25 protein-coding genes are annotated in these 20,695 nt (G+C 68.4%); 10 read left to right on the top strand and 15 right to left on the bottom strand.

What is annotated here, in order from left to right:
• The 7 genes from ACQ452_RS11505 to ACQ452_RS11475 are packed head-to-tail and all read right to left on the bottom strand — an operon-like array spanning nucleotide 1 to nucleotide 6,226.
• Complete coding sequence (locus ACQ452_RS11505; RefSeq protein ID WP_433392995.1) at nucleotides 1-858, bottom strand: type II secretion system F family protein; 858 nt, start codon at nucleotides 856-858, stop codon at nucleotides 1-3.
• Complete coding sequence (locus tag ACQ452_RS11500) at nucleotides 855-1,760, bottom strand: type II secretion system F family protein (protein WP_433392993.1); 906 nt, start codon at nucleotides 1,758-1,760, stop codon at nucleotides 855-857. Before ACQ452_RS11500 ends, ACQ452_RS11505 begins: the two co-directional genes overlap by 4 nt.
• Nucleotides 1,757-3,286, bottom strand: coding sequence for a CpaF family protein (locus tag ACQ452_RS11495; protein WP_433392991.1), 1,530 nt, complete (start codon nucleotides 3,284-3,286; stop codon nucleotides 1,757-1,759). The genes ACQ452_RS11500 and ACQ452_RS11495 overlap by 4 nt, the downstream gene beginning before the upstream one ends.
• The gene (locus ACQ452_RS11490; protein ID WP_433392989.1) at nucleotides 3,279-4,085 is read right to left on the bottom strand and encodes a ParA family protein; all 807 of its coding nucleotides are present in this window, start codon (nucleotides 4,083-4,085) and stop codon (nucleotides 3,279-3,281) included. The genes ACQ452_RS11495 and ACQ452_RS11490 overlap by 8 nt, the downstream gene beginning before the upstream one ends.
• A gap of 1 nt (nucleotide 4,086) precedes the next feature.
• The gene (locus tag ACQ452_RS11485; protein WP_433392987.1) at nucleotides 4,087-4,764 is read right to left on the bottom strand and encodes an SAF domain-containing protein; all 678 of its coding nucleotides are present in this window, start codon (nucleotides 4,762-4,764) and stop codon (nucleotides 4,087-4,089) included.
• Nucleotides 4,761-5,651: a hypothetical protein gene (locus ACQ452_RS11480; protein WP_433392985.1), complete on the bottom strand. Its 891-nt coding sequence runs from the start codon at nucleotides 5,649-5,651 to the stop codon at nucleotides 4,761-4,763. The genes ACQ452_RS11485 and ACQ452_RS11480 overlap by 4 nt, the downstream gene beginning before the upstream one ends.
• A complete protein-coding gene (locus ACQ452_RS11475) occupies nucleotides 5,645-6,226 on the bottom strand; it encodes a hypothetical protein (protein WP_433392984.1) in 582 nt (193 codons plus the stop codon). Before ACQ452_RS11475 ends, ACQ452_RS11480 begins: the two co-directional genes overlap by 7 nt.
• Nucleotides 6,227-6,790: 564 nt before the next feature.
• Between ACQ452_RS11475 and ACQ452_RS11470 the strand changes: the two genes are divergently transcribed.
• The 7 genes from ACQ452_RS11470 to ACQ452_RS11440 all read left to right on the top strand — a co-directional run bounded on the left by ACQ452_RS11470 (nucleotide 6,791) and on the right by ACQ452_RS11440 (nucleotide 11,840).
• Nucleotides 6,791-7,300 (top strand): hypothetical protein, encoded by a 510-nt coding sequence (locus ACQ452_RS11470; RefSeq protein ID WP_433392982.1) that lies wholly within the window; start codon nucleotides 6,791-6,793, stop codon nucleotides 7,298-7,300.
• Nucleotides 7,301-7,302: 2 nt separating this feature from the next.
• On the top strand, nucleotides 7,303-7,875 hold the full coding sequence (locus ACQ452_RS11465) for an ImmA/IrrE family metallo-endopeptidase (RefSeq protein ID WP_311413958.1): 573 nt from the start codon (nucleotides 7,303-7,305) through the stop codon (nucleotides 7,873-7,875).
• Between the two features lie 7 nt (nucleotides 7,876-7,882).
• Nucleotides 7,883-9,121 (top strand): MAB_1171c family putative transporter, encoded by a 1,239-nt coding sequence (locus ACQ452_RS11460; protein WP_433394104.1) that lies wholly within the window; start codon nucleotides 7,883-7,885, stop codon nucleotides 9,119-9,121.
• Nucleotides 9,118-9,990 (top strand): oxygenase MpaB family protein, encoded by an 873-nt coding sequence (locus tag ACQ452_RS11455; RefSeq protein WP_433392980.1) that lies wholly within the window; start codon nucleotides 9,118-9,120, stop codon nucleotides 9,988-9,990. The genes ACQ452_RS11460 and ACQ452_RS11455 overlap by 4 nt, the downstream gene beginning before the upstream one ends.
• 293 nt (nucleotides 9,991-10,283) lie before the next feature.
• A complete protein-coding gene (locus tag ACQ452_RS11450) occupies nucleotides 10,284-10,775 on the top strand; it encodes a prepilin peptidase (protein ID WP_433392979.1) in 492 nt (163 codons plus the stop codon).
• 67 nt (nucleotides 10,776-10,842) lie between these two features.
• Entirely contained in the window at nucleotides 10,843-11,520 is a 678-nt protein-coding gene (locus ACQ452_RS11445) for a hypothetical protein (protein WP_433392977.1), read from the top strand.
• Nucleotides 11,521-11,522: 2 nt separating this feature from the next.
• Nucleotides 11,523-11,840: a hypothetical protein gene (locus ACQ452_RS11440; RefSeq protein WP_433392975.1), complete on the top strand. Its 318-nt coding sequence runs from the start codon at nucleotides 11,523-11,525 to the stop codon at nucleotides 11,838-11,840.
• Between the two features lie 27 nt (nucleotides 11,841-11,867).
• Here ACQ452_RS11440 and ACQ452_RS11435 read toward each other — a convergent pair whose 3' ends face one another.
• Both ACQ452_RS11435 and ACQ452_RS11430 read right to left on the bottom strand, forming a co-directional pair.
• On the bottom strand, nucleotides 11,868-12,401 hold the full coding sequence (locus ACQ452_RS11435; RefSeq protein ID WP_433392973.1) for an SUKH-4 family immunity protein: 534 nt from the start codon (nucleotides 12,399-12,401) through the stop codon (nucleotides 11,868-11,870).
• A 141-nt stretch (nucleotides 12,402-12,542) separates the two neighbouring features.
• The gene (locus ACQ452_RS11430) at nucleotides 12,543-13,217 is read right to left on the bottom strand and encodes a hypothetical protein (RefSeq protein WP_433392971.1); all 675 of its coding nucleotides are present in this window, start codon (nucleotides 13,215-13,217) and stop codon (nucleotides 12,543-12,545) included.
• A gap of 197 nt (nucleotides 13,218-13,414) precedes the next feature.
• Here ACQ452_RS11430 and ACQ452_RS11425 point away from each other — a divergent pair, with 197 nt between their 5' ends.
• Nucleotides 13,415-14,131 carry a hypothetical protein gene (locus tag ACQ452_RS11425; RefSeq protein WP_433392969.1) on the top strand — a complete coding sequence of 239 codons (717 nt, stop codon included), beginning with the start codon at nucleotides 13,415-13,417 and terminating at the stop codon, nucleotides 14,129-14,131.
• A gap of 156 nt (nucleotides 14,132-14,287) precedes the next feature.
• On the opposite strand, the gene ACQ452_RS11420 is transcribed toward ACQ452_RS11425, so the two are convergent.
• Complete coding sequence (locus ACQ452_RS11420) at nucleotides 14,288-14,863, bottom strand: DUF6461 domain-containing protein (protein ID WP_433392967.1); 576 nt, start codon at nucleotides 14,861-14,863, stop codon at nucleotides 14,288-14,290.
• Between the two features lie 200 nt (nucleotides 14,864-15,063).
• On the opposite strand from ACQ452_RS11420, the gene ACQ452_RS11415 reads away from it, so the two are divergent.
• Both ACQ452_RS11415 and ACQ452_RS11410 read left to right on the top strand, forming a co-directional pair.
• Complete coding sequence (locus ACQ452_RS11415) at nucleotides 15,064-15,402, top strand: Imm51 family immunity protein (protein ID WP_433392966.1); 339 nt, start codon at nucleotides 15,064-15,066, stop codon at nucleotides 15,400-15,402.
• A gap of 250 nt (nucleotides 15,403-15,652) precedes the next feature.
• Nucleotides 15,653-16,561 carry a hypothetical protein gene (locus tag ACQ452_RS11410; protein WP_433392964.1) on the top strand — a complete coding sequence of 303 codons (909 nt, stop codon included), beginning with the start codon at nucleotides 15,653-15,655 and terminating at the stop codon, nucleotides 16,559-16,561.
• 74 nt (nucleotides 16,562-16,635) lie between these two features.
• Here ACQ452_RS11410 and ACQ452_RS11405 read toward each other — a convergent pair whose 3' ends face one another.
• From ACQ452_RS11405 to ACQ452_RS11385, 5 genes are all read right to left on the bottom strand, one after another.
• Nucleotides 16,636-17,868: an ArdC family protein gene (locus ACQ452_RS11405; RefSeq protein WP_433392962.1), complete on the bottom strand. Its 1,233-nt coding sequence runs from the start codon at nucleotides 17,866-17,868 to the stop codon at nucleotides 16,636-16,638.
• A 1-nt stretch (nucleotide 17,869) separates the two neighbouring features.
• Complete coding sequence (locus ACQ452_RS11400; protein ID WP_433392960.1) at nucleotides 17,870-18,046, bottom strand: hypothetical protein; 177 nt, start codon at nucleotides 18,044-18,046, stop codon at nucleotides 17,870-17,872.
• Between the two features lie 61 nt (nucleotides 18,047-18,107).
• Nucleotides 18,108-18,857 carry a hypothetical protein gene (locus ACQ452_RS11395; RefSeq protein ID WP_433392958.1) on the bottom strand — a complete coding sequence of 250 codons (750 nt, stop codon included), beginning with the start codon at nucleotides 18,855-18,857 and terminating at the stop codon, nucleotides 18,108-18,110.
• A 26-nt stretch (nucleotides 18,858-18,883) separates the two neighbouring features.
• Entirely contained in the window at nucleotides 18,884-19,954 is a 1,071-nt protein-coding gene (locus ACQ452_RS11390; RefSeq protein ID WP_433392956.1) for a M23 family metallopeptidase, read from the bottom strand.
• The gene (locus ACQ452_RS11385) at nucleotides 19,951-20,544 is read right to left on the bottom strand and encodes a hypothetical protein (protein ID WP_433392954.1); all 594 of its coding nucleotides are present in this window, start codon (nucleotides 20,542-20,544) and stop codon (nucleotides 19,951-19,953) included. Before ACQ452_RS11385 ends, ACQ452_RS11390 begins: the two co-directional genes overlap by 4 nt.
• Nucleotides 20,545-20,695 lie beyond the last annotated feature (151 nt).

The raw sequence follows: 20,695 nt of genomic DNA, 5'->3' as shown, positions 1-20,695 counted from the left end.
TCAGCGGACGAACAGGCGGGCCATGAACGGGTAGCCGATGAGGACGAGGAGCACGAGGATCAGCGCCGCAGCGGGGATGTCGAGCTTGTTGGTGCGAAGCTCCGCCTGGGCGAGCGCCTCGGTGCGGATCCGGTCCCGCATCGAGTCGGCTCGGGCGCGCAGCGTCTGGTGGACATTGGCGCCCTCGCTGCCGGCGGTACGCATGATGTCTGCCAGGTCGCCCAGCTCGATGACCTCAATGTCGCGGGCGAGGACCTTCAGTTCGTCCCACGGTGGCCGCAGCTGCAGCTGGGCGCTGAGTAGGGCTTCCCGGATGCGGGCGAAGACCCAGCCGTGGCAGACACTGGCTGCCCGGTCGAGCGACTCCACCGGGCCATGGCCACCGAGGACCTGGTGGGCGGCGAGGTCGAGATAGGTGCACATGGCCCGGGTGAACTCGGCCCGCGCGACGGCAGCCTTGGATACGACTTCGCGGTGGGCCAGTACCGCGCCGGCCAGCGCGGCGGCGAGGGTCCCGCCCGCCGGGATGAACACGGGGATCGGTAGCCGCAGCACCGCAACGACGACGGTGATGAGGGCCGGCAGGATGAGACAGAACAGCGCCGACAGCCCGAGGGTCAGGAAGTACTGATCGGTGCTGCGGTTCAGCAGCCGCAGATCGGCGTGCGGCACCGCGAGACGGCGCCGAACCCAGCTGATGCCGGCTGGCGAGTTACTCGCGGTGGTCAGCGGGTGGAGCCGTCGTAGCGCGGGACCGAGCGCCGGCGGGGCGGGAATCAGCTGTACGACCAGCAGGAACACCCCGAGGCCGGTCATCGCGCCGGCGACGACCATGGCGGTGAGGTAGCCGTTGTTCATGCCGCCGCTCCCAGCGCCTGCGCCTCGACCGGCGGTAGCAGCCGCTCCCGCCTGGGCGGCAGGCTGAGCTTTCGTACCGAGGTCATCAGCACGATGTACAGGCCGGCGAGGAACAGCAGCACGAGTTGCCCGAGCACGCTGCCGTAGGGCTGCAGGTAGTGCGGGTTGATCACCCCGTAGGCCAGCAGGAGGATGGTCATGCCGGTCAGGAACCGAACGGCGAAGCGCGGACCTTCGCGCTTGGCGTCGACCGTCGAGCGCATCTCGATCTCGGCGGCGATGGACCGGCTGATCGCGGTCAGCACCTCGTGCAAGCCCTCGCCACGATCGGTGACATGGAGCATCAGCGGGGCGACAACCTGGTCGGCGGTGTAGTCGTCGAGGTCGTCGGCCATCTGCTGCAGGGCGGCCATCGGGTCGCCGTTGCCCTGCAGCCGCGCCGCCAGGTCGCGTACCTCCTGTTCGATGAGCTGCGGCGCCGTGGCCGCGGTCGCGGCGACTGCCTGCTGCAGGCCGATGCCCCGGGCGACGATGTCGGCCAACCGGCGGGTCCAGGCCTCCACGGCCTCCAGTCGGGCGATGGCCTGCTTCTCGGCGCGACCGGCGGCGAACAGCCACGGTATGCCGGGAACGGCAATGCCGATGATCATCCCGGCGGCGGGCCAGCCGGTCAGCAGCCAGGTCAGGCCCCCAGCAGCGGCAGCCGTCACCACCTTGATCTGGTGAGCGCGTTGCTCCCGCCGCGTGCGTCCGGAACCGGTCCACCAGCGGCGGACCCGCTGCTGCAGCGCCGACGGTGGCCGGGGCGGCCGGGTGGTCCCCACGACGCTGATGACACCGACGACCGCGCCGGTGACGGCGAGCATGCCCGCCAGCACGGCGGCGAGGTCGAGCAGGCTCATGGCTGCCTCGTCACGGTGTCGAGACGGGTGCTCCAGGCGCCGCGGTTGTGCTCCCCCTGCTGGATGTAGCCGGTGAGTTGGCGGGGGTCGTAGCCGGCCCGCCGCAGAGGTGCGAGCAGCCGCTCCGGCAGGTGCCGGGGTACGCCTCGTCCATCCGGGCCCGGTCCGAAGACCTGGGTGGTGACGAGCTGGTCACCGCTCATCCCGCCCACCTCAAGGATTTCCGAGACGAAGCGGTGCTTGCGACCGCCGAGATTGGTCTCGTCCTCGACGCTGACGTACACGATCAGGTCGATGGCGCCTGCGGCCATCCGCCGCGCCAGTTCGGCGGTCATCTCGGGCCCGTGTTGCAGTGCCAGCTCGATGACGCGGTCCATCACGGCACGGGGGTGACGGGCGTGGATGGTGCAGAGCGAACCTTTGCTGGTGGCCATGGCCTGCAGCATTGGCACGATTTCCCGGGAACGGACCTCGCCGACGATGATCCGCTGCACGGACATCCGCAGGGTCAGCGGGATCATGTCCATGATCGTGACCTCGCCGGCGGGTCGGCCGTCGGCGCCCCGGGAGCCGTGGCCTTCCCGGGACTCGAGGCTCATCGCCCACTGGTGCTGTCCGGTGGTGTGCAGACCGAGCTCGCGGGACTCCTCCAGGGTGACGAACTGCTCCCGATCCGGGATCTCCCGGGCCAGACCGCGTAGCAGGGTGGTCTTTCCAGCATCGGCCAGTCCGGCCACCATGATGTTGAGGCCGGCGGCCATGGCCGCCTTGAGGAACTGGCAGATCAGGTCGTCCATGGCGCCGTACCGGTCGCGGAGATCCTCCAGGCTGACGTCCATCAGCGTGTGCCGGCGGATGGCCGCGTACGGACGCACCGACACCTGCATGAGAACGGTGAGGCGGCTGCCGTCGGGTAACTGCATGTCGAGCCACGGCTTGGTCGAGGACAGCGAACGCTCGGTCGCTCCGGCTCGCATCGCCAGGACCTGGAACATGTCGATGAGTTCCTTGTCGGTCTCGGCGACCGGCTCGCCTACCGTGATCCGCCCGTCGGTGTGCTCGATCCGCACGTTGTCGCAGCCGAGGATGTGGATGTTGACGACGTCCGGGCGATCGAGCAGCTGCTGGAGTCGGCCCAGACCGAACATGTCGGCGGCGACCGCGTCAAGCAACGCGTCTTCTTCCGCCTGCGAGATCGGTTGTCCGGCCTGGTGCAGGGCGTCGACGTGATCGCGGACCAGCCGGGCGGCGATGCGCTCCGCTTCGGCCTGGCGGTGATCGGTGGAGACGTTGGGGGTCTCCCGGAGCGCCACGGTGAGTTCCGCGCTGACCCGGGCGCGCAGCAGTCGCACCGCCGCGTAGTCGATGCTCACCGGCCCAGGCTGCTGCTCGGCGACGGCTGGCGGCTTGGACTCCGGCCCGAAGGCAGCCGCGGTGCTGTTGGTGGGCCAGCGGTTGCCGTTTGTGGCGACGCGGTCGACCGCTGCCGGCCAGGTCGGGCCGCTGTTTCGAAGCTCATCAGGCACGGCTGCTCTCCCTAGATGCGGTAGGGGCCAGGTGCGCACGCCGGCGCGCGATCGCAGCGCGTACGGCCGGCTCGGCGCTGGCAGCGGCCCGCAGCAACCGTTGGCTACCGCGCAGCCGGCCGCCACCGTCGCTCAGCACCTCGGCGGTGCGCCGGTCGTCGGGAAGCTCGATCACGGTGGGCAGGTGCAATCGCTGTTCGATGTCCCGCCGGCTGTAGGGGCCTTCGCCGATCAGGGCCAGAGCGAGGGCTCCCGGTCCCTGGCCGTACTGGGTCAGTTCCCGCCGCAGCATCTCCGCCACGCCGACGGCTGGGGCGATGGTCCGCAGGGTCGCCGCGCGTACCACGAGCAACAGCAGGTCGGCGCGGAACAACAGCGGCCACGGCGGGGCGCTGGTGGCGAGTCGGCCGCAGTCGGCGATGACGTCGTAGCCGGCCTCGCCGCGCTCCAGGTCAGCGAAGAACCCCGTCAGCTGTTCCCAGGTCGGTCGGATGGTGCCCGCCTGGACCGGGTCGTTGATGCCGGGCAGGACGAGCCGCTGACCCGGATTTCCTGCGTCGAGGTCGACGAGCTGGTGGGCGAAGGTGTCGGCGAGCTGGTCGCGGAGGGCCGCCGCGGCCAGCGGCAGCAAGCCGATGGGTGGGACCTCAAGGCTGGACAGGTAGCCGCTCAGGATGCTGCCGCCGGCGGGGTCGCATTCGGCCAGCACCGTACGTCCGCTCCAGGACAGGGTGCAAGCGAGCGCCGTGGTGGTGACGCCGGGCGAGCCCTTGGCCGAAACCATCGCGATGATCGCCACGTCAGTTCCCCGTGGTCAGTGCCACGACGATGCGGCCGGCCGCCGCACGGGAGGCGACGTGCGGTCCATCGCGCTCAGCGACGGCCACATTGAGCAGCGTGGTGCCCTCCTTGGTGCCGGCACGCACGTCCACCACGGTGGCCTTGATGCTCACCGGCGCGGCGGTCTGCTGCTGGTTCGCGACCGGACCGTCGTCGGCGGTCACGACGAGCAGCACCTCGGCACCTGGCTTCACCCGCTCGGCGGGCAGGCGCTCCTGCGACAGGCTGAGGCCGACCAGTTGCTGCCCCTGGCCCGGTACCGCCGTGTCGGTGAGCTGCGCTTGCGTCAGCAGGGTGCCGGGCACCAGCGCGACCGCCGCGAACCTGCCGACGACCTGATCGGCGGCGCTGGCCCTGATCGGCTTAAGTGCCGGGTCGACGGTGATGCGTACCGTGCTGAGGTCCGACCGGTCGATGACGGAGCCCACCTCGACCGTGGTGCTCACCGCCAAGTACTCGGCCGTCGTACCGACCTTGCGCAGCACCGCGGCCGCGATCAACCCGCCGGCGGCGACCAGTGCCACCGCCAGCCAGACCAGCGCCGGCCGCCAGCGACGTTGCGGAGCGACCCGGGGAATGGCGTACGGGGCAGCGACCGGCGAGGCGGCACGGGTGGACTTGGTCGGCGCACTGGTCATGACGTGATCACCTGCAGCTCGTCGATGTCGATCGTGGTGGTGGAGGACAGCTCGATGGATTGGGAGCCGGTGTTTCCGCCTCCGCCGCTCCACGTGATCAGCCATGTCGTGGTGGCCGTGACGGTGTAGCGGCCTCCGGCCTGGGTGCTGCTCGGGTGGCGGTAGCCGTCGTATCCGCAGTCCGGCGACCTCTTGTTGCCGTAGGAGGGCCGGAACGGGGTGCCGGGCTTGGTGCAGGTGACGGAGTTACCGTCACCCATGCTCCAGACGATCTTCTGAGCCCGGGCGGTGGCCGCGACCGACCGACCGGGCACTGCCGCTGTCCGGGTGATGGGTCCCCAGGTGCTGGGACTCACCCTGTTCCAGAGCCAGATCGGCAGTCCGACCAGACCGGCGCCGCTGGTCTGCGGGGCGATCCCGATGTCCGGACCGTCGAGGTTCATCTGGGCGATGGCTCGTTGTGCGAGCTCCTGGTGGGACGGCAGGATCCCGGCAGGCGGGTCCGGCGACCAGGTCGCCGCGGTCTGCGAAGGGATGCCGCCGTAGATGCCGCACGTGCGGATGCTCCAGTAGCCGTCAGTCCGCCCACCTGGCGGCGGCGGGACCCGCTTGACATAGCAGGACCCGTCCCACACGCCGAGTTCGTCGACGACGCACGGCACGGTCTGACCTTCGTAGCTGCAGCCCCTACCGGCGCCACCACCGCCGTTGTCGCCACCACCGCCGTTGTCGCCGCCGCCGGTGCCGGGCTTCTCGACCACCCAGTAGCAGTTGCCCAGCGCGTCGCAGTGCTCGTAGTCGGCGTACGCCACGCCGGGTGCGAGCAGCGTGCCGCTGCCCAACGCCAGAATCAGGGCCGCGACCGCGGCCGACTTTCGTTTCAGCATCGCCTCTCCCGTTGGGCGTTGACCTCCCGGACGCGCCACCGGCCGTCGTCGAACAGTTCGGCCTTGGCGATCACCACGTACCTCGTGGCCTGGCCCTCGGTGCGCACCGACTTGCCGGTCTTCTTGGAGATCACGTCCCACTTCCCGGTGTCGAAGCAGTCCTCGACCTCTGCGGTGAAGGGACGCCGACTGGTGTCGACCTTGCTCACCACGGGCGCCGAGACCGGCTCTCCCTTGGTGACGAGTCCCTGTTGAAACTTGATCAGCAGGTCCTGGCGCACCGTCAGCAACGCCGGGTCGGCCACGAACCTGTCGAGCTTGGCGTTGTAGTCACCCTTGTTCGAGGCGGTGACGTAGCTCCGTACGTAGTTCCGGTAGGCCGTGAGAGCGGCCGCGCCGGCTTCGGCGTCCTCGGCGTTCGCCGTCGGTGACGGGGAAGCCGCTGCAGCCGTCGAGGTGGGGCTCGGCTCGGTGGCAGGCTCCTCGCCCGTGCAGCCCGTTGTTCCAAGGAGCGACGCGGCCAGACAACAAACTCCAACTCTGAAGGACCTGCTGGCGGTGGCGACCAAGGTCATGCCTCCTCTCTCTGGTGACCAGCGCAGTCGCAGCCTCCTGATGACGGCTGGCCAAACGTTCAGCCCGCTGGCCGGCCGGCAACTCGGTCGTACCGCTGATGGGTACCGAGGCTGGGTGTCCGCTTGCGACCGTCACCGGTGGCCGACCACGGAGCGGCTCGCCTCTTCCCCGACGTCGCGAGCCACTGTCGCTGGGCCGCTGGCAGGAAGTGGTTCCCTGACCGAGCGGCCCAGCGCCCCCGTTCGACAGCGGCGGCCGGGCAGAGGAATCGACGCCGATGCCCCTGCTGATGGCCGAGTGCGTCGGTGAGCGCTGCGGGGCAGCTCCCCCGTCGTCCCCTCACGAGCTGATCCCTCTCACTAACGACTCCCCCCGTTCGGGTGGACCTGCCGAGATCAGGCAGCAGCAACGCAACAGGTGTTTAGCGATTTGCGCCTTCACTCAACGGGTGTTGCTCCGAACATGAGCGAGCATACGCTCACGTTCCGTGCATGTGTCAACATCTGTTTTGTTGGCGGTGGCATCTGCGACACTGTTGTTTAGTCGCTGGAGGGTGAAGAATCATGGTCGACGATCGGCACGTTGAGCAGGAACTGCCGCCCCTGGACACGCTGGCCGCAAGGTTGGAGTACCTGTTCGACAAGATTCGCCCGACCTCCGAGGAGCTCAGCGACTCCGACGAGCCTGGGCGCAGGTACACCAACAAGGAGATCGCCGACAAGATCAACGCCACGGCGGCCGAGACCGGTGTCACGATCAGCGCCGCCTACATCGGAGAGTTGCGCCGTGGCGTGGCCAGCGATCCCCGTACCTCGCACGTGCGTGCTCTGGCGTCCGCCTTCGGCGTGAACTCGGGCTACTTCGTGGACGACGCGGCTGCACGGCGGATACAGGAACAGATCACGTTGCTCAGCGAGCTGCGTCGGATGGACGTCAAGCAGGTAGCGCTGCGCCAGGTGCTCGCCGACAACGGACTGTCCGCAGGAGACACCCAGCTCATTGAGCAGATGGTGGCTCGATTGCGGGCTGTGGCCGAGGGCGCAACCAGTTCCGCGCCGGACGATCGCAGTTGACTGTGCAGATTCTTCGGTGGCAGTACGCCGACGAGCGGGGGAACGCTGACGTGAAGTTGCACCGACTACGCAAACGCTGCGAGCAGATCGTGGCCGAGCTTGAGGTGCCGGAGCCGTTCGACATCCGGAAGCTGTGCGACGTGCTCGGCGAACGGCGTGGCCGGCCCATCCACCTGGTGCCGATCAGCCTCCCGGCGCACACGGTATGCGGGATGTGCGTGCCGACCGGCGAGTTCGACGCCATCTTCTTCGAGCAGGACACCTCGCCGCTGCACCAACTGCTGATCATCGGTCACGAGGTAGGTCACCTGCTCGCCGGCCACCGGGCGACTGAGGTGTTGGACGCGGACGCCTCCCGGTTGTTGCTGCCGGACCTCGACCCGCAGTTGGTCCAGCGCAGCCTCGGCCGGAGCAACTACGCCGCTGCGGAGGAGCGCGAAGCCGAGATGATCGGCTCACTGCTCCTCCGGCGGGTTCGTGAAGGGCTCGGCGACGTGGACGACGAACCACTGGATGGTCTGCAGGCTGAGCTGTACGGCCGACTGCGGCACTCGCTCGAACACCCCCGCTGGTAGGTCGTCGATGGACACAATCCTCTACGCCGTATGCGCGGTAGCCGGCTGGTTCGCGCTCGGGTACATGATGCGACTTCAGCGACGGCATCCCAGCCAGGCCCGTCGCGCAATCTGTATTGGGCTCGGGGCATTCGCCGCCGGGATCACCGTCGCGATCCCGCCGATCGCGACCCAGATCGACCAGGTGTCAGGCCTACCCAACCTGGCCAAGGTCCTCTCTCACGCCGGCGCCTTGACCATTTCGGCGAGTGCCGAGAACATGCTCCTCTACCTCGCACTCCCCCCGGCGAAGGCCGCCGCTCGTACCCGCCGGTGGGTCTGGGCCACCGCGTGCGCGTTCCTCGTCATGGCCGGCCTGTTCGTCTACACCCTCACGTACGACGAGCCGGTGCTCCTGACGGTCGAGTACGCGACGGATCCCGTCGTGACCGCCTACCTGCTGATCTTCCTGCTACTTGGCTTCTTCGCCTACTGCTTCGACATCACACGGCTGTGCTGGGGCTTCGCCCGGATCTGCGGGCGACCCTGGCTGCGCCGAGGCCTCCGCATCACTGCGGTGGGTGCCGCCTTCGCATTGCTCTACAGCACCAACAAGATCGCGTACCTCATCGCCTACTGGGCCGGCTACCAGCCGACCGGCGAGCGGCAGATCGCCGCGGTTCTGGTGACCATCGGCGCGTTGCTCATCACGATCGGCCTCACCATGCCAGCGTGGGGGCCCACTCTCAGGGTTGCGCGGCGGTGGGAGGACTTCCACTCGTACCGCCGGCTCGAACCACTCTGGCGGGACCTCATCGCGGCCCTGCCCGAGCTCGAACTCGACCCGAGCCTGCGCCGCCCCCTCGCGGCCGCCCGCGACATCGACTACGCGCTGACCCGCCGGGTGGCCGAGATCCGCGACGGCCGCCTGGCGCTTCGCCCGTACCTGGATGTTGGCGTGACGGCACTGGCCGAGCAGTACGCCGAGCAGGCGGAACTGACCACGGATGAGCGACAGGCCGCCGTCGAGGCGGCACATCTGGCCTGTGCCCTGCGTCGACGTCGCGCCGGTCTCGTGGCCACGGTCCCGCAGCCCGCGGACGAGCTGCACCGCCCGGACGGTGGCTACGCCGGTGAGGTCGCCTGGCTGACACTCGTCACCGACGCCTACTTCCGATCGCCGGTGGTGGCTCAAACGCTCGCCGCAAGCCAACAGCTCACCGCAGAAAACACCCCGCACCCCACGGCAGGAGACGCCCGCCGATGAGAGGCCGCTACGGAAACCTGACCCGCACCCGCGCCATGGATCCCGAGCACGACTACCTGGTCATCTACCAGACGATGCTGCGCTACGAGTTCCCGTGGGACATGAAGCTCGGGCTCAACCTCGCCTTCAACCGATCCTTCTCCATCCCTGCCATCGCCGCCGTGCACAGCACCACTGGCGAGCTGACCGAACGCACCCAGAAGCGGATCGACGACACCGGCCTGCTGATGTACGAGATGGTGCTCAACGGCTTCGAGCAGCCTCGTGGCCGGGACGCGCTGCGGCGCGTCAACCAGATCCACCGCCCGCATGACGTCAGCAACGACGACTTCCTCTACGTCCTGGGCTGCCTGGTGGTCATCCCGACGCGCTGGTTGCAGGAGTACGGCTGGCGCCAACTCTGCTGCCACGAGCGACAGGCCACCTACCTGTTCTACCGGGAGCTCGGACGGCGGATGCGCATCACGGACATCCCCGGGTCCTACGAGGAGTTCGAGAGCTGGTTCGACGCCTACGACGCCACCCACCTGCAGCCCAACGACGACGCGGCCACCATCGAGCGGGCCACCCGCATGCTGATGCTCACACGCATCCCCAAGCCCCTCGCCCCGCTGGGCAACGCGCTGGTCAGCGCCATGTACGACGCACCACTCCGCCGCGCAATGCAGGTCGAGGCGCCGGCGTGGCCGGTCCGGGCCGGCCTGCACGCGGCGTTGAAGACGCGCTCGCGGCTTCAACGGTGGTTCGGAGCACCGCGGACAACGCCATTGTTCGCCGACGGGATCCAAACCAAGAGCTACCCCGACGGGTACGAGATCAGCCAGCTTGGTCCGCAACAAGACCATGTGCCTGGTCGACCCAGCGTATGAGTAGCCGGCCGGCGCTGCTGTCGGCGCCGCAGCGCCTCGGCGTGCCTCAGGTGCCCAGCAGGGTTGAGCTGGTCCTGCTCGGTCTCTCTGTCACACCGCTGCTGCGGTGGTTGGTCGTTCGCCTGGCCGTCCCAGCGGGCCGGACCAGCCGGCGGTCCTGCGAGTGCTGCGGCGTGGAGGTAAGTCCGACCGGGCCCGGCTGGGCCGCGCTGCTGCCGAGCGGTCGATGCGGCCGGTGTTGGCAGCGGGCGGGTGCCCCTCCGTACCTGCTGGAGCTCTGCACTGCGATTGCGGTGACCGTCGTGGTCCTCGCCGCTCCCACCGTCCCGGTGTTGCTGGCCGGCCTGTGGTGGGTCGTCTGCGCGGTCCCGCTCGCGTTCATCGACGCTCAGGTGCACCGTCTGCCCAACGTCATCACCATGCCGGCGGCGGCCGGCGTCTTCGCTCTGCTCACCATCGACGCAACCGTCACCGGTCGGTGGGAGCCCTTGATCGACGCGACGATCTGCGCGGCCGTCGCCACCACGGTGTTCGTCAGCATGGGGCTGGTCCTGGGCAGGCGCGGCATGGGTCTGGGCGACGCCAAGCTGATCCTCTCGATGACCGCGCTGCTGGGGTGGTGGGGATGGGGCGCCGCGTTCGGCGCGGTGTTCTTTGGCTTCCTTAGCGCGGGATTCGTCGGTGCCGTGCTGTTGGCCAGCGGACGTGTGCGTCGTGAAACACACATCCCGATGGGCCCGTTCTTGATCGCTGGCACTGTCGTGATGCTCGCGCTCCCCGCTTGATCACCGACCGGGCAACTGCCGAATGCCGGCTCTGCGGCCTGTCGCGGGGACGGTACTGTGCGGCCTCGTGAACGCCTTGCTACGACGGTTCGTCGAACTCATCGAAGCCGACCTGGCGGCCGCCGGCTTCATCCGCCGCGGGCCGGTCTTCCGGCATTTCGACCCCAAGGGCAACGGCATCGCCCTCGACATCCAACGCACCACCGCGCTGAGGGGAGAGGTCGAGTTCTTCATCAACGTCGGGGTGCTGCTCGCCCCACACCTCCGGTACTACTTCGGAGAGGAAGATCCGTGCCGCGACGCCATGCCGCACCACAGCGTCTGGCACCACCGCCTGGTGGCGACCGACGACACCGCGGAGCTGCCCGACCACACGTTCTCGCTGTCCACGCAAGCCGACGTGGAACGCGCCACCACCATCGTGCGGACCTGGCTGGCGGAGAACCTGCCCCGCATCAAGAGCTGGCTGAGCGACTTCGACGCGATGCTCGCCGCCGTCGAGGAGGACCGCGAACGATCCGCCCGGGCCCGCGCCGAACAGCTCGCCTCCGGGCGGTGGAAGGCCGGCCGCTGGCCGGACGGAACTTGGAGTGGCGGCGTCATCCGCGCCTACGCGCACGCTGAACGCGGCGACGTGGACGCGGTCACGGCCGAGACCGCACGCTGGCACGACCACGGCCCCGACTCGCTGGCCGCCGACGCCCTGGCACTCGCCAGCCAGCGCCTCACCGAACGGCAGGGATGATCGTGGGCTACTCCGGTCTTGTCATCATCGCCCGCACCGGCGACACGCGGCTCGACGAACTGGCGTGCGTCGACGACCTGTTCGTGGCCGTGACCGACAACGTCCGCGCCGACGGCTGGCGGATCGGGTTCATCGGCCCGGTCGACGACACCTCGCCCGACGACCTGGCCAACAACCTCGCGCGGGAGACGATCGCACCAGCCATCGCGCTATCGGTCTTCGACAGCGACTGCGCCTTCGCCACGGCGGCCGACCCCGCCGGCGAGGCCGTCGAGTTCTACCTCAACGAGGAGATCGTCCGAGCCCTCGTCAACGACTGAAGCGGCAGAAGAGGACGTCAACGTCGATCAGTAAAGCCACCGGTCGAGCACTGCGGGCCAGAAGTGGGTTCTATGGTCGCCGTCCCCGAACGCGGGTGGGTCATGGGCCCTGATCCGCTCCGACAGGTCGGCGAGCTCCGCGCGTGCTTCCTCTTCGGCCTGTCCGTCGTCGTCCCACAGGCCGATAACGGTCGAGCTGGTCAGCCAGATCCCGACCATGTGCAGTGAACACAGCCAGTGGTTGATGGTCGAGTTGACGAACCAGGTGCTGCCGTCCGACGAGCATGCTTGCACCTCCCCGGTCCCCGGCGTGGCCCTGTACACCCAGTCCAGGTCGTCGGAGTTCGCCAACCGGTAAGTCGTCGGCTCTGCGTGGAACGACACCACATTCACGAGGTCATCGATCAGCGGCACGCCACAGCAGAGCAGCGCGGCCTTCTGCGGCTCGGGAAGCCGCCACGTCGCCACGTCCAGCTCGGTGGCACGCACCACCCGCCCGGTGCCAGCCCAGGCCGTAACCGCTTCGAACGCGGGAGGCAACGGAAGATCATCGGCGCGCACGCAATGAGGGTAGTCCGGGCAGGGTTCCAGGCACCCGGTTTTTCTGTAGTGGCTGGGCATCCATCGGCACGACTGGGCGGCGCCGAACGCGCGCGATCGGCGGCAGATCCGGGCACGCACGGCTTGTTGTTCTGCGAGTCGCTACAGCAGGTCGAGCAGCGTCTCTATCCGCGTGGCCAGCACCAGATCCATGGTGCCTTCGGCGCGGACCCTGACCACTTGGCTACCCGGTGACTTCGCCAGTCGGATGACCAGCGTGGGCGCACCCGCGAGCGGGTACTCGAACCAGCCGTCGACTGCTTCGTCGTTCGGGTCATCAAGCGCGCCGGTCAGTGCTGCCTCGTCCAGATCGTCATACGCGTAGCCGATGTAGGCGCTGATCTGCCGAAGCAACCGCACGACGTGTTCCTCGATTACCCATCCCTCGACCCGCGCCACGTCGTCGCGAACTCCCCTGTCCTGTGGCAGCGACCTGGGCGACGCCAGCTGTTCCGATTGCGGGTCGTACGAGTCGAGCCCATACGCACCGGCCAGTACAGCAAGTGCGCTGGTGTCTTCCCAGCCGTAGGGCAGGGTCACCCCTACGAATCGGTCGGCGACGTCGGTGCGGCCCCATGGCTGCCGCCACCCCAGATCGTGATGCCACGGAGCGATCATGTCGGCAAGGTCCGGCCAGCGGTGTAGCAGCTCGGCGCGGAAAGCCAGGACGCGCTTATCCGGCACAAGATCATCGGGTTTCTCGCCTGCGAGCCGATCAGCCAGCCGGCGAGGATTCCCTGCTGCCCCGGACGGCCAGAAGTACAGGTCGTAGCTCACACACAGCAGCGTAGCGACCTGCGGGTCGGCGCACTTTTCTCGAGACGACCGCACACCGCCTTCCATGGACAGCGGCTCCGCTGCGTGACGCGCGGTCGGCGGCTGTCCGGATGGCCGCAGCGCAGGATGTCTGCCGCAGATGAGTGAACCGTGGAGTCGGCGGTATTGCGAGCCCCACGCTGAATAAGGTAACGCTCATGAAGACCGGGGACGAACCGACCAGCACTCCATCGCCGGACCCGGCCGAGGCGCCGCGGTTGTACGCTCCGCTGCCCGGACGCACTGAGGACACCTCGACGAGGTACGAGCGCTGCCTGAGGGAGCTGATCGACCTGCTCGAAGCGGAGCGTCCGCTGGTGACGACCGACACCCGGCGTTCGCGGCGGAGGTGGCAGCACGAGGCGCGGCGAGTGATTGCGCAAGCGATGCGCCGTCGGCCGGTACTGGAGGAGTGGTTCCAACCGCTGGTGCGCGCTGCGGTCCTCGAGCCGGATCCGAGTTTCAACCGGCAGCTCGTCGAACCGGCTCTTGCCGCCTTCGGCCGCAGGCGGGTGCAGTTGGCGTTGCTCGAACATCTCCGGACGGGCACCAACGCTGAACGGGCCGGCGCAGCGCGAGCCTGGTACTGGACGCAGGTTCCCCTCACCTACCTCGCCGACTCCCGCTCCCCGACGGCTGAGAGCAAGGCCGAGTACGACGCGTTCGCCGACCTCCGCCAGGAGTGGCACGAAACCGCCTTACGCGTGTTCGTCACCAACGAGGACCTGGATGTCCGCCGGTGCATTCTTCCGGGGCTCGACCTTGGTAGGCAGCAGTACCCCGAGGATCTGCACGAGACGGTGGCCGAGGCGATTCGCATCGCCCGCACCCATCCAGATGAGTACCTGCGGCATCGGGTCGAGCACCAGATCTGACCACCCCACACACCGACATGCTGGCCGCCTGACGCGCGACTCGCGGCAGAAGCGGATGCATGTGTCATCTGTGATCTTCGAGGGCCTCGCCGTCTCCGTGTCAGGACGCCCTGTGCTCAGCGGAAGTGCGTTCGGCACTGCCGCGGCCGTTCTGGTTCACGTGCGAACAATCACGATGGCTTCGTGTGGGCGATCGAACCAGTCGCGATCAAGACGGATACCGGTACGGAGCTCGACGGCAGCGAGCATTCCTGCCACCCACAGACCGGGAGTCCGCATGGCGTCGTAGAGATCAGCAAGCTCGGCGTCGAGCGCGTCGGGTCTGACTCCTGCGCATGGCCATCCAGCTTCCATCGCGGTGATGAGCTCGCCCTGTGTGGCAAAGCTGAACCGTGTCATCGCGTCGACATCCCACCAGGCACTGTGAACCTTCGCGTCGATGCTGAGCGCCCGCAGCACCTCCGGGCGGGTGCCCTGGAAGCCGTTGTTTTCGAAGATGGTTACAGCAGGGCCTGCCTGATCGAGATGCAGGACCCATCCGTCGTTCGGGCCGATCTCGTAGGCCTCGGACAGGTCAAGCACTTCGAGATCGTCGGGGTCGCCACCAAGACGGGACGCGACGTCCTCGAGGGCCAGGGCAGCGCCGAGCGGCTGTGCCACCGTCCAGCACATCGCCACCGGCAGTCCAGTGGCCTCGAGGTCTTTGTAGTAGGCAAGAACGTCGGAAAACATGCGGCCATTGTCGATCACTCCCGACGGGCGCGCGGCCTCCCTCCCAACCTCCCGTAGCGTCCGAGGTCACTTCAGCGGACTGGCGCCGCGAACAAATCGAGCGGATCGCGGCATGAGCGGATGTGCCTCGTCTACCGTTCCTTCGATCGAGACGGCAGTGCTGCCTTGTGGGCGTGGCGCTGGCCTGCCAAGAACCGCTGATGGATCCGATCGACGTGACAGAGGTCGCGCCCAGCGAACATCGCCTGCACCTGGTGGCCGGGACCACCGACGTGGATGACGTGATCTCCGAACTCGGCCACGAGCCCAACGGCGTCTTTTGGGAAGGGATCGTCGAGCTGCTCGTCATGACTGAGGCACCCGCCCTTGACGGGCGCTTCTCATCCGACTCGGAGGCCGGCGCGTTCCTCGCCTACAGCAGCGATCGCACCGCACTCGACGACCTGGCTGTCCGGCTGCGTGCCGTTGCGGCCGATGGCAATCGTCTGCGGCAACTCGTGGAGCTCGCCAAGACCCGCGGCTTCGAGTTCGACGACTGAACCGCCAGGATCGTCCGCTGCATCATGAGCACTCTCTTCGGCACATCCGGACGCCGGGCGCCCGGCGCCGACGGCACCTGGGTGACGAGCGCTTCGCGGCATGTGCGGATGTCTGTGCGTGGAGGTTCACTAACGCCGGCTCCGTCTCAGTTCAGTCGATCATCGGTGTGGTCGCCCCCACGTCCCTGCCTCCGTCAACTCCGCTTGCTACCGTGAGGGTCCTTGATTCGGTCGTGGGGTGTGCTTGACGATGACCAAGGTTCTCAGGCTGATCGGATACTGGGATGGTCCGGCGGTGTCGGAAGGACTGCCCGATGTCTGCGGCTTTGTGATTGCCGGCGCCGATGTCACTCTGCAACGGGCTGTTGCGGCGTACCTCCGATCCGGCACGGTCTTCGCCGCCGCGGCGGGCGTATCCGTCTGCCAACTCTGTGGTGCCGCAAACGGCAGCACCGAGCAGACCGATGGAGAGCATTTCGTGTGGCCTGAGGGCCTGGCTCACTACGTCGAAGAGCACGATGTCCGTCTGCCCGATGAGGTCGCAGCTGTCGCCGTCCGCGGCGTGGCTTCAACGGTCGACTCCGAGTGGTTCGAGCGCGCGTTGCTGGAGACCGGTGAGCTGAGAATTGACGTGGACTGGTGGTGCGGCCTGGCCGGGGTGAACTCTGCTGGCCCTGCTATCGAACATCTGCCTGGCTGTAGACGAAGCGAGTCGACGGCGAGTTGGGACCTGCCCACCAGCGCCGACATCTATGTCGATCGGGTGCCGCCGGAAGCCGTGACGATTCTGGTCCAGCTCCGACGACTGCTCGGTGCCCCATGGCCGTTTTCCGGCCTTCGCGGCCTGCTCGCCTCACAACCATTCCTCGCCGCTGTCGGCAACCCGTCCATGGTGTATCGCACACTGACCATGTCACCCGACCTACGGCCGTATCTCTTCTACCGTGCGGAGGGTGGGCTCACGTCAGTGTGGGTCCGAGACCTGAACATCGTCAGCCCCCTGCTGCACGACTGCGCACTAACATCGGCAGATCCGCGCACTGTCGTGCGGCAAACCTGCAGTCTTGGCTCTTACGCACCGTTACTTGGCTCTCGGCGAGACCGCCCCGTAGTGGGTCCAGTTATGGCCGCCTCGGCGGAGCCCTCTCGGCCGTCATAGCCATCATGACGAAGGATCGGGTTATGAGTCCTGAGCACGGCGCGCACCGAGAAGTCCACCGTGGCAGGGTGGGCTCATGGTAGGCGCGCTCCTCTCCGGGCGGTGACGACGTTGGCAGCGGCTAGGGCTGGAGCTATCTCGTCGGCGTGCACCGTTCGGGGAAGCGGCGGGAACGCGCGCGCGGCTGCGACGAGCGGCTGGTCAATACTGGCGGCCGCATGGCTGGCGGAGGCTTCGGCGGTGGCGCGCGCCGCCGAGGAGCGGCGTACACCGTTGGAAACTTGGGCGGCCAGCGCCGGTGCGACGGTGGCGCCGTTGGGGGTGCCGTTGATGTCGACTGCTTCGGTGATGCGGAACGCGGCGGAGACGATTCGCTGGCCGGCGGCCTGCACGATGCCCTCTGGGCTCTGGCCGGTCTGCTCGGCGGCGCGCTGCGCCCATAGCGCGACGTAGGCGAAGGTGTACGTCGAGGTGTCCAGCCCGTAGCGTTCGGCGACCAGGAACGCGACGCTCTCCGCCTCGACCTCGCGCTCGCCCCGGCAGCCGCAGGTGGTCTCCCAACCGAAATCGCTCGGCGTGTGCAGGTCCACGTGGCCGAGCTCGTGAATCATCGTCTTGACTGCCTGGGCGTCGTCCACGTCGTCTCGGACCTTGATCAACCGGTTGGTGTAGTCGGTGAACCCGTTCGCGCCTCGGCAGTCACCGCGCTCAACGGTGTATCCCCGCTCCTCGGCGAGCATGACCAACTGGTCGTACAACCCTGCGGGCGCCTGGCCCTCGAGGAGTTGGGGCATAACGTCAGCGAACGCAGGTCCGCCGGGCACATCGATGTCCGGACCTTCGGTCTGGCTGATGTCGAAGACGGCCACGGGCTTGAACGTGTGCAGGACTCGCGCCGGCTGGGCGGTCTGCTCCCCTGCCGACAGCTGAGGGTCTTGCTTCGTGGGCTCGCTGCGGTCCTCGGAGCTTTCCTGTGGGTCGTCCGTCACGCGCTTCGTGACCGGGGCCAGGATGGCGATGCCCTTCTCACCCTTGCGCACGTGCCGACCGAATTCGGTCTTCCACCGCTTGTAGCCGGCCACCCACGTCGCATCTGGGCGCTGCGCCATGATCAGCAAGACGTTGTTGAAGGAGTAGCCGTGGAACTTGGCGGCGAACTGAAGCCACCGGCGCCACTGATCGCTGTCCGTGATCTTGCCGACCTCCGCGACGACGCGCTCGTGGAGGTCGGCGAGCTTGGCCCGTCGTTCGCCGGCCCATTGTTCTCGCTGCTTGTCGCTTGGCGACGTCCCTCGTCGGGTAGCCATGTCACCGTCCCGCCGATCCGGCCAGAGGCAGGCCCATCCGGGTGGCAAGCTGGTTGATGAGTCTCTGCTGGGCGTCGAGCTGGCGCTGTTGCGCCTCGCAGGTCGCGGTGAGGTCGTCGATCTGGTCCTGCAGCGCGGTGATGGTGGCGTCTCGGTCGAGTTGCGGCTGAATACTCATCGCGGTCCCTTCAGTGGTGGTGCGTGGTGTGGCGGGGCGGCGAGCCCGGGATGGGAATCCGTCAGCGGCTTCGCCGGGGCGATTCCGGTTGAGGAACGGAAGCCGCCGGACTCACGGTGGGGGCGGCGGTATGGCTGGCCGTGAAGGGCCGGAACGCGGCGGCCACTTTGGAAGCGACCGGGAAAGATGGGAGCGTGGGTTCTTCGGGCGGGGCTTTGAGGACTCCGCCGATGACGTGGACGAACCAGTCCACGGCGGGTCGTCCGTCGATCTGAGTCCTGCTGATCTGGTGCTCGCCGAATTTCCTGAGCAGGTCGGCGTAGATCGCTTGGCTGGTGGAGTGGCGGCCGTCCTGCCGCCCCTGCATTTGGCCGTGGTTCCAGCCGGCGACGACACCTGCGGCGATGGGGCTCAGGTCGGGGTAGTCGGTGCGGGCGGCCGCGTGGGCGCTCTCGCGGGCACGGCCGGGGGTGTTCTGAGGGCCGGTCCGGCCGATGACGGTGGCGGCTTCTGCCACCGCCCACAGGAGGTTGCGGGCGTCGGGGTCGTCGGTTCCGGTGCGAGTGAGTCGGGACATGGCGTCAAAGGCAGCGTTCTGGAAACCTTCCACGGCTCGCCGGTGGCCGGCTTCCGCGCCGCTCCGGTAGCCGGGCTTCCACGCGGCGTCGACGACGGCGCGTTCGCCGGCCGGTGACGTGGGCACCCGTCCGGTCAGCGCTTGGCTGATGGGTACGGCCAGCCGATCCATGGACATCCCGGGCATGCGGGACTGCAGGTGTAACAGCATCGTCCAGGCTTTGATCTGGTCCATTGGTCTCCAGTCACAGGAGGTGGGGGTCAGAAACGGATGCCTAGGTCAGCCATGACGGCTGCCGGGTCCTGGGCCGTCTGGTTGTTGATCGGCGGCGCGTTTCGGTGGATCTGGTAGTGCAGGTGTGGCCCGCTGGAGTGGCCGGTGGAACCGACGCGGCCAATCTCCTGGCCGACGTCGACGGCCTGCCCGGGGGCGACACTTAGGGAGACCAGGTGGCAGTAGGTGGTGCCCATCCCGCCGGCGTGCTGGATCTCGACGGTCAGCCCACAGCCGGGTAGGTCTGGGTTGCCGGGGCGGTCGCAGTAGGCGCTGGTGCATTCGGCGGAGGTGACGGTGCCGGCGGCGGCCGCCAGGACCGGTGTGCCGGTGGGGGCGATCAGGTCGATCCCGCTGTGAGCGCGGTTCCCCCGCGGGGCGCCCCATCCGTCACCGACGCTGTAGCTGCCCTCGGGCAGGGGCACCCGCCACTCGCCGGTCGCGCCCCCACTGCAGCTAATACCCAACTGCCCTCGGACGAGCTGCGCCAGGCGCTGGGCCTCGCTCTGCCACTTCGCGTACGCGTCCGGGTACCTGGAGACCTGCACCGCCTGGGCGGCCTCGGCTAGGGACATGTGCTCCCAGCCGTTGACCTTGACGAGAGCGTCGTAGAACTTCCCGGCTGCGTAGTCGGGGGTCATGCGCTGCGCGACGGTGCCCCACCCGGGCCGCTGCTGGAACAGGCCCACGGAGTCGTGGTCGCGTCCGACGCCCTCGTTGGGGATGTTCAGGGATTCCGGCACCGTCGAGTTGGCGAGGTTCCGCAGTGTCGACTCCTGCATCGCCGTCGCTACGGCAACCGTCCACCCCTTCGACGGCACGTTCTTCTCGGCGCCGACCCGCACGATGGTGGCGACGTGGCCGACCTGCGCCGGGTTCCAGGAGACGTCCGCCGCGCTTTCGGCAGGGTTAGCTGAGGGTGACGGCAGGACGACGGTGCACTGGTACGTGGGCAACGCCACCACCGCCACACCGCCGACCATGACCAGCGTGAGCGGTACGAGGAACGCGACGGCCAGGGCGGCTGCGCCCCACTTCCACGCCGTGCTGCCGTTCATTGCCGCACCGGCTGGACGTCGTAGTGCGCCACCCGCCATCCGGGCTGGCCGCTGTCTCCGGCGCGCAGGGTGCAGAACACGACACTGTGCTCGGTCCAGCCGCGCCACCCGCCGTCGCCGACCGGTGTCGCGGTGAGCCGGACGGCCCGGTGCGCCGAGATGGTGCTGTCGTGCTGCGGGTGCATATCCGGCTGTGGACGTACCTGGACATCGACTCGTACGCGGTGCGCAGCCCACGTCTCCCATCGGCCGTCGCGGTCCGCAGCGGCGCTCTGACCCGCCAGTGCCCCGGTGGCGTAGGCCGACGCGCGGGCGAAGGCGTCGCCGGGCCCGGCGTCGCGTGTGGTGTCGACCCGGTACAGGGCGGTGACGAACGCCTGGCATACGTGCGCCGGATCGGTGTAGTCGGCCCTCGGGTCACGTGGCGGCACCACGGGAGGCGCGACCGAGGGCGCGGCGGCGGTCGGCTGAGCGGCAGTGTTCTGTCGGCTGGGGGCGGCGGGGCGGGTCGCACAGCCAGCCACGGCTGCCACCAGCATCGCGGCGCCGAGCGCGCCGGCACCCGGCGGCGTGATCTTCATGGGGAACATGGCGTGACGCTGCCGCCCGGGTAGCGCCGTTACCGCTGCCACCGCAGGTCACGAGGGGTGGTAACGCTGCCGGCTACTCCAGCGGCAACGGTCCCGTCAGCGCCACAGAGCCAAGGTCATCGGCAGACGCACCACCCGGTGCGACACCCCG

This window comes from Micromonospora sp. KLBMP9576 (assembly GCF_050941805.1).
Taxonomy (GTDB): domain Bacteria; phylum Actinomycetota; class Actinomycetes; order Mycobacteriales; family Micromonosporaceae; genus Micromonospora.
Note: the sequence above shows the minus strand (reverse complement) of the source record. Positions and strands in the feature narration are given on the sequence as shown.

Bases quoted from the DNA above. Each gene is read 5' to 3' on its own strand.
- ACQ452_RS11400 (WP_433392960.1), bottom strand. From the start codon at position 18,046: ATGAGTATTCAGCCGCAACTCGACCGAGACGCCACCATCACCGCGCTG.
- ACQ452_RS11455 (WP_433392980.1), top strand. From the start codon at position 9,118: ATGAGAGGCCGCTACGGAAACCTGACCCGCACCCGCGCCATGGATCCC.
- ACQ452_RS11405 (WP_433392962.1), bottom strand. From the start codon at position 17,868: ATGGCTACCCGACGAGGGACGTCGCCAAGCGACAAGCAGCGAGAACAA.
- ACQ452_RS11410 (WP_433392964.1), top strand. From the start codon at position 15,653: ATGACCAAGGTTCTCAGGCTGATCGGATACTGGGATGGTCCGGCGGTG.
- ACQ452_RS11480 (WP_433392985.1), bottom strand. From the start codon at position 5,651: ATGCTGAAACGAAAGTCGGCCGCGGTCGCGGCCCTGATTCTGGCGTTG.
- ACQ452_RS11505 (WP_433392995.1), bottom strand. From the start codon at position 858: ATGAACAACGGCTACCTCACCGCCATGGTCGTCGCCGGCGCGATGACC.
- ACQ452_RS11390 (WP_433392956.1), bottom strand. From the start codon at position 19,954: ATGAACGGCAGCACGGCGTGGAAGTGGGGCGCAGCCGCCCTGGCCGTC.
- ACQ452_RS11385 (WP_433392954.1), bottom strand. From the start codon at position 20,544: ATGTTCCCCATGAAGATCACGCCGCCGGGTGCCGGCGCGCTCGGCGCC.
- ACQ452_RS11475 (WP_433392984.1), bottom strand. From the start codon at position 6,226: ATGACCTTGGTCGCCACCGCCAGCAGGTCCTTCAGAGTTGGAGTTTGT.
- ACQ452_RS11395 (WP_433392958.1), bottom strand. From the start codon at position 18,857: ATGGACCAGATCAAAGCCTGGACGATGCTGTTACACCTGCAGTCCCGC.
- ACQ452_RS11500 (WP_433392993.1), bottom strand. From the start codon at position 1,760: ATGAGCCTGCTCGACCTCGCCGCCGTGCTGGCGGGCATGCTCGCCGTC.
- ACQ452_RS11415 (WP_433392966.1), top strand. From the start codon at position 15,064: ATGGATCCGATCGACGTGACAGAGGTCGCGCCCAGCGAACATCGCCTG.
- ACQ452_RS11420 (WP_433392967.1), bottom strand. From the start codon at position 14,863: ATGTTTTCCGACGTTCTTGCCTACTACAAAGACCTCGAGGCCACTGGA.
- ACQ452_RS11460 (WP_433394104.1), top strand. From the start codon at position 7,883: ATGGACACAATCCTCTACGCCGTATGCGCGGTAGCCGGCTGGTTCGCG.
- ACQ452_RS11425 (WP_433392969.1), top strand. From the start codon at position 13,415: ATGAAGACCGGGGACGAACCGACCAGCACTCCATCGCCGGACCCGGCC.
- ACQ452_RS11470 (WP_433392982.1), top strand. From the start codon at position 6,791: ATGGTCGACGATCGGCACGTTGAGCAGGAACTGCCGCCCCTGGACACG.
- ACQ452_RS11485 (WP_433392987.1), bottom strand. From the start codon at position 4,764: ATGACCAGTGCGCCGACCAAGTCCACCCGTGCCGCCTCGCCGGTCGCT.